The sequence below is a fragment of the Streptomyces sp. NPDC057638 genome, assembly GCF_042800315.1.
GTDB lineage: Bacteria > Actinomycetota > Actinomycetes > Streptomycetales > Streptomycetaceae > Streptomyces.
Map to the genome: position 1 here is coordinate 55,373 of NZ_JBHVHF010000012.1, position 6,294 is coordinate 61,666.

The 6,294-nt window shown below is 72.8% G+C and carries 5 protein-coding genes; 1 reads left to right on the top strand and 4 read right to left on the bottom strand.

The window, feature by feature from the left end:
• Positions 1 to 285 precede the first annotated feature (285 nt).
• Positions 286 to 2,385: an alpha-galactosidase gene (locus ACFVIM_RS03345; RefSeq protein ID WP_384297760.1), complete on the bottom strand. Its 2,100-nt coding sequence runs from the start codon at positions 2,383 to 2,385 to the stop codon at positions 286 to 288.
• A 225-nt stretch (positions 2,386 to 2,610) separates the two neighbouring features.
• Between ACFVIM_RS03345 and ACFVIM_RS03350 the strand changes: the two genes are divergently transcribed.
• Positions 2,611 to 3,405, top strand: a complete 795-nt coding sequence (locus tag ACFVIM_RS03350; RefSeq protein ID WP_384297767.1) for a tyrosine-protein phosphatase — start codon at positions 2,611 to 2,613, stop codon at positions 3,403 to 3,405.
• 112 nt (positions 3,406 to 3,517) lie between these two features.
• Here the strand turns inward: ACFVIM_RS03350 and ACFVIM_RS03355 are convergent, their stop codons facing one another.
• The 3 genes from ACFVIM_RS03355 to ACFVIM_RS03365 form a co-directional block, all read right to left on the bottom strand.
• Positions 3,518 to 3,664, bottom strand: a complete 147-nt coding sequence (locus ACFVIM_RS03355) for a DUF6126 family protein (protein ID WP_384297761.1) — start codon at positions 3,662 to 3,664, stop codon at positions 3,518 to 3,520.
• Positions 3,665 to 3,707: 43 nt separating this feature from the next.
• Positions 3,708 to 4,334 carry an XRE family transcriptional regulator gene (locus ACFVIM_RS03360; protein ID WP_384297763.1) on the bottom strand — a complete coding sequence of 209 codons (627 nt, stop codon included), beginning with the start codon at positions 4,332 to 4,334 and terminating at the stop codon, positions 3,708 to 3,710.
• Positions 4,335 to 4,400: 66 nt separating this feature from the next.
• Complete coding sequence (locus tag ACFVIM_RS03365) at positions 4,401 to 5,885, bottom strand: aspartate aminotransferase family protein (protein ID WP_384297765.1); 1,485 nt, start codon at positions 5,883 to 5,885, stop codon at positions 4,401 to 4,403.
• Positions 5,886 to 6,294 lie beyond the last annotated feature (409 nt).

The window sequence follows — 6,294 nt, forward strand, 5'->3', positions numbered from 1 at the left end:
GGAACGGAACAAGCCGTTCCGACGTCTCCGCAAAGATCGATTTATTCGCAGTCGGGAAGATCCGATCACCCTGTGTGCACCGTCGCCGGTCAACTCCGGAACGGGGTCCGGAGTTGACGCCGCCCCAGTCAGCACGGACCGTCACCACTATGATCCCGGTCACCAGCGGTGCGCCATCTCCCGCCGAACCAGGGCAGGTAAGAGGTAATGCCGCATATCCGCTAGATACCGCTGAAATACCTGTGAATACCGATTAAATCGGTCAGGCTTGATGCGTACTGCCCCTCACTGACGGCGCAGCCGGACCACCGTGGCATCGAGGTCGCCGGTGAGGCCGGTGTCGAGCCCGTGGTGGAGCAGGACCGCGCCCCGGTGGACGGCCCCGGTGTCCTGACAGACATAGCCGGCCGCGGGGTCCAGGGCGCGCAGCCGCAGCCGGGGCGGGCGTTCGCCGTGGTGCTGGGCCTGGAGCCAGACCAGGACGGCGCTCTCCCCGTCCCGTACGTACTGCACCGCGCTCAGCCCGCCACCGGGCGGGCGCAGCCGGTACTGGGCGCCGTGCTGCACCAGCGGCCGGATCGCCTTGTACCGCTCCACCCAGTCACGGGCCTGGGTCAGCTCCTCCTCGCTCCAGGCGGTGAGGTCACCGCCGACCCCGAGCACCCCGGCCATCGCGCTGACGAAGCGGAACCGCAGCGAGCTGCGGCGGCCGTTGAGCTGGACGTTGGGGCTGTCGGTGACCCAGGCCGCCATCACCCGCGCGGGATGGAGCTGGCTGAAGCCGTGCTGGATGGCGAGCCGGTCCAGCGGATCGGTGTTGTCGGAGGTCCACACCTGGTCGGTACGGGAGAGGATGCCCAGGTCGATCCGGCCGCCGCCGCCCGAGCAGGACTCGAACGCCACCCCCGGGTGCGCCGCGCGCAACCGGTCCAGCAGGGCGTACAGCGCGCGGACATGGTCCACCCACAGGCGCTGCGGATACTCCTCGCCCGGCCAGCCCGGGTCCGTGAAGCAGCGGTTGAAGTCCCACTTCACATAGTCGACGGCGGCGCTGCGCAGCAGGGTGTCCAGAGAGTCCCAGAGGTACTCCTGGACATCGGGACGGGCGAGGTTGAGCACGAGCTGGTTGCGGAACTCGGTGCGGCGCCGGCCCGGGTGGTGCTGCACCCAGTCGGGGTGGGCCCGGTACAGCTCGCTGTCGGGGTTGACCATCTCCGGCTCGACCCAGATCCCGAACTCCATCCCGAGCGCGTGCACCTCGTCGGCGAGCGGCGCGAGCCCGCGCGGGAAACGCTCCGGGTTGGGTGTCCAGTCGCCGAGCCCGGCGCGGTCGCTGGTGCGGCGGCCGAACCAGGCGTCATCGACCACGAACAGCTCCACCCCGAGGGCCGCCGCGCGGGCGGCGAGCCGGCGCTGCCGCTCCTCGGTGATGTCGAACCCGGTCGCCTCCCATGAGTTGTAGAGGACGGGCCGCTCGCGGTCGGCGCCGGGGATGACATGGGCGAGCTGCCAGGCGTGCCAGGCGCGGCTGGCGCCGCCGAAGCCGCCGGGGCTCCACAGCCCGGCGAAGACGGGCGAGGTGTAGCTCTCCCCCGGCGCGAGCCGCAGCAGTCCGGAGTCATCGTGCCCGGCGCCCCCGGTGAGCTGGACCCGGCCGTCGGGCAGCCGCTGGACACAGAGCCGCCAGGAGCCGGACCAGCCGAGGGCGCAGCCGTAGACCTCGCCCCGCTCCTCGGTGGCGTCGCCCTCGTCGAGCGCGGCCCAGGGCAGGTGCTGGTGACCGGTGTGGCCCCGGCGGCTGCCGAACACGGTCTCGCCGGGCGGCAGCGGGGTGCGCGTCAGCCGGGACTCGGCGGCCCAGCGGCCGTGCGCCCCGCTCAGCCGCCAGCCGTCCCGTTCGGGCAGGGTCCAGACGGCGGAGTCGGCGCGCAGGAGTTCCAGTGCCGGGCCCCGGCCCTCATGGGTGAGGGTGATCCAGCGCTCGACGACATCGGAGTCCGGGTGCGTCCGGTAGTGCAGGGTCAGTCCCAGCCCGTGCGGGGCGTCGGAGAAGCGGAGCCGTAAGACGTCCCCGTCGGCCTCGGCCCCCTCGTACACCCATTCGGTTCCCCGGATGCCCGACGCGCCCGTGGTACGGACGCTCAGCGCGGGGCGTGCGAAACGGGGGCCGCCCTCCACGGGGTACTCCTCCTGGCCGTCCAGCGCCGACTCGAACGGCCGGGCGGGCGGCAGGCCCCGGGCGGCGAGCGCCTCGGCGTCGGCGGGGGTGATCCGGGGGCCCCAGTGGAGATGGAGCAGCTCATCGCCGTCGGTGAGGTGGAGGGCATAACCGCTGGTCGGCCCCGACAGGATCCAGATCCGGCCCTGCCCCGCGCTCTCGATCATGCCGACCCCCCGATAGACCGCGGCTCGTCACAGCTACGCACAGGCTCGAACAGGCCCGCACATCATCCGACGGCCGGACGGCCCTCGGCAACGCCCTGACACCGCCGGAGAAGTGGATGGCCCGTGAAGAGCGTGTCGTATCGTCGGGAACACGCCATCGTCGGCGATCAGCGCCGGCCGTGACCTTCAGGAGCCGCCGTGACGCAGCACGTGTCGCCGCCCCCGATGACGGAGCCGGAGCCGGAACCGGAACTGTCCGGGGTACGCAACTTCCGCGACGTCGGCGGACTGCCGACCGTCGACGGCCGTACGGTGCGGCACGGACGGCTCTACCGCAGCGGGCACCTGGCCCATGCCACCGAGAGCGACACGGCCTTTCTGACCTCGCTCGGGCTGCACACGATCTTCGACTTCCGCAACGCCGCCGACATCCGGCTGGAGGGCCCCGATGTCGAGCTGGCCGGGGTACGGAACGTGAACATGCCGCTGAGCGATCCGGCGGACGGCGCCGAGTTCTGGCGGGTGATCCGGGACGGGGACCTGCCGCTGCTGCGGTCGATCCTGGCGGACGGGCAGGGGGCGGGACGGATGGTCGACTCGTACCGCTCGATCGTGCGGGAGCGCACCGGCGAGCACGGCCGGATACTGCGGGAACTCGCCGACGACAGCGTCCCCGCGCTGATGCACTGCGCGGCGGGCAAGGACCGGGCCGGGCTGTCGATAGCGGTCGCGCTGCTCGCCGTCGGGGTGGAGCGGGAGGCGATCGAGGCGGACTACCTCAAGTCCAACGATCCGCACCGCCGCTACCGGGTGAGCCGCGGGCAGAACGCCCCCGGCGGGATGTCACCGGAGGTGATGGAACTGCTGAGCCCGCTCTTCGACGCCCGGCGCGAGTATCTGCACGCGGCGTTCGACGAGGTCGAGCTGACCTGGGGTTCGACCGAGCGCTATCTCACGGACGGTCTGGGGCTCACCGCGGCGACCCGGGAGCGGCTGCGGGAGCGGCTGCTCGACGGATAGGACAGCCCCGACGGATGCGACACGCGTGGTGGCGGATGCGGCGGGAGGGCGGTGCCCCGGTGTGGGCACGGCCCGTCGGCGGTGGGCGGGCGCTCGTCCGGGGCGGGCGGGCCTACTTGGCGCCCATCTCGAAGAGCAGGTAGAGGAACCCGGCGAAGACATGCCCGGCGATCAGATAGGCGAAGAGCCGGATCACCAGGCCACGGGGGAACTTACCCTTGCCTTCGGCGCTCTTGGGGGCGGCGGGGTTCTGCGACATGTCGGGCCTTCCTGTGGGGTGTGCGGGACCAGGGTCGGGTGGCTCAGACTCCGTGGTGCGGATGGAGGTCCGGGCTCTGGAGCAGGGTGTGGACGAAGAGCAGCTCGGCGCCCTCACGGGAGGCGGCGGCGAGCCGGTGCGGGGTCAGCGAGTCGTAGTGGGCGCTGTCGCCCGGCCCCAGTTCATGGACCACCTCGCCGAGGCCGAGCCGCAGCCGTCCGGTCAGGACGTGGACCCACTCCTCACCGGGATGGACCCGGACGAGGTCGCCCTGGGCGCCGTAGGGGACGATCACCCGCAGGGCCTGCATGGCCCGGCCCGGGGAGCCCACCTGGTGGTAGGTCCAGCCGTCGGCGGCCGCCGGTTCGCGGCGCCCGGCCCGGATGACCGGGTCGCGCTCCGGGGACAGCTCCCCCAGCAGCTCCGCGATCGTCGTACCGTAGATCCTGGCGAGGCTGAGCAGCATCGGCAGCGAGGGCTGACGGCGCCCGGTCTCCAGCCGGGAGAGATGGGCGGGCGAGAGCCCCGCGCGCTGGGCCGCGGCCTCCAGCGTGAGACCGCGGCGACGGCGCAGGTCGCGCAGTCGCGGCGCGACGTCGGGGAACTCGTCGGCCAGGTCTCCGGCGGGAGGCGTGAGGTCCGGGGCGTGGCCCTCGGGAGGACTCTGCATGGGTCCATTGCGCCAGGAAACTGCCTCTGAGGCAAGTTTCTTGCCTCAGAGGCAAAGATCCGGCGCTCAGCGGGCCGCCACCGCCTGCTTGACCAGGGTCCTACCGAAATCCCAGATCAGTCCGCCCCCCGCGTGGGCCTCGTCCATCACCGCCGTGAAGGCGGTCACAAAACGGTCCACCTCGCGCTCGCCGATCGTCAGCGGGGGGATCAGCTTGATCACCTCCAGCCGGTCACCGGAGACCTGGGTGAGGATCCGGTGCCGCGCCAGCAGCGGGACCACGACCATCTGCGCGAAGAGACCCTTGCGCGCCGCCTGGAGCATGGTCCAGCGGCCCCGCAGCGCCAGCGAGGACGGGCGGCCGAACTCGATGCCGACCATCAGCCCCCGGCCCCGCACCTCCCGCAGGAACTCATAGCGGTCCACCAGCGCCGCCAGCCGGGAGCGCAGCAGCTCCCCGGTGGCGTGGGCGCGTGCCACGAGCCCCTCCTCCTCGATCACCGAGAGCACCGCGAGACCGGCCGCCATGGCCATGGCGTTGGAGCCGAAACTGGCGGAGTGCACCAGCACCCGGTCCATCGAGGAGTAGACCTTCTCGAAGATCCACCCACGGCCCAGGGTCGCGCCGACCGGGACATAGCCGCCGGAGAGCGCCTTGGCGACACAGACCAGATCCGGTTCGACACCCTCCTCGTGCTGGTAGGCGTAGAACGCGCCGGTCCGGCCGAGGCCGGTCTGCACCTCGTCGGCGATCAGCAGCGCCCGGTGGCGGCGGAGCAGCGCGGCGGCGGCGCGCAGATAGCCGGGCGGTGGCGCGTACACCCCCTTCCCCTGGATCGGCTCGACGATCAGCGCCGCCACATCGCCCCGGCGCAGCTCGCGCTCCAGCGCGTCGAGGTCGCCGAGCGGGACGGCGGTGTCGGGGAGCAGCGGGGCGAAGCCGTCCCGGAAACCCGGCTCGCCGTTGACCGAGAGCGCACCGGTGGTCAGTCCGTGGAAGGCGTGCTCGGCGTAGAGGACGCGGGGGCGGCCGGTGGCGTAGCGGGCGAACTTCAGGGCGGTCTCCACCGCCTCCGTACCGCTGTTGCCGAAGAAGACCCGGTCCAGATGGGGGCTGTGGGCCAGCAGCCGCTCGGCGAGCAGACCGGGCAGGGGCTGGCAGTCGAAGCGGGTCAGATCGGCGAGGGAGGCGTCGAGGACGTCATGGAGGGCTCGGCGCACCACGGGGTGGTGGCGGCCGAGGCCCATCACCCCGAAACCGGCGAGCATATCGAGGTAGTCCTGGCCGTCGGCGTCCCAGAAGTAGGCGCCCTCGGCCCGTTCGTACACCTTGTCGAAGCCGATGGTGCGCAGCATGCGCGGAAGCTGGTGGTTGAGATGGCGGGTGTGCAGCTCGTAGCGTTCGCCGCCACGGTCGGCGAGCAGCCGGGCCAGGTCGAAGCCCCCGGCGGGCGCGGGCGGCGACGCCGACGGCGGTGGCAGCGGCGGGTCGAGCGGCACCGACGGCGGCGGCGGTGGGTCGAGCGGCGCGTCGGGCGCGGGGTCGGACATGGAACGGACTCTCCTCGGCTCTCCGGTGCGGGGAACGGCTCTCCGGTGCGGGAAGGGCGGGGCTGAGCGGACCGGGCGGCGGGTCGGTGCGGGGTTCCGGGCGGTGCCGTGGTCCGGGCCGTGCCGCAGGTCCGGCGGGGTCGGCGGTGGGTTGTGGTGGTGCTGTGGTGCCGGGTGGTGCCGGGTGGTGCCGGGTGGTGCCGTGGTTCCGGGCGGGTCGGCTGAGGTCCGGCGGCGGGTTCCCTCGGGGTGACGGGCGTACGAGGGGACAGCGGCGGGCCCCGGGCGGGGCGGGGCCGTCACGGATCGCGTGCGGTCGCGTCGGCCCGCCGTGCCGGCGCCCACCGGGCCCTGGCACCGGGACCCTGGCACCCGAACGGCCCGGCGGCAGGAGCGGTGGCCCCGGGGC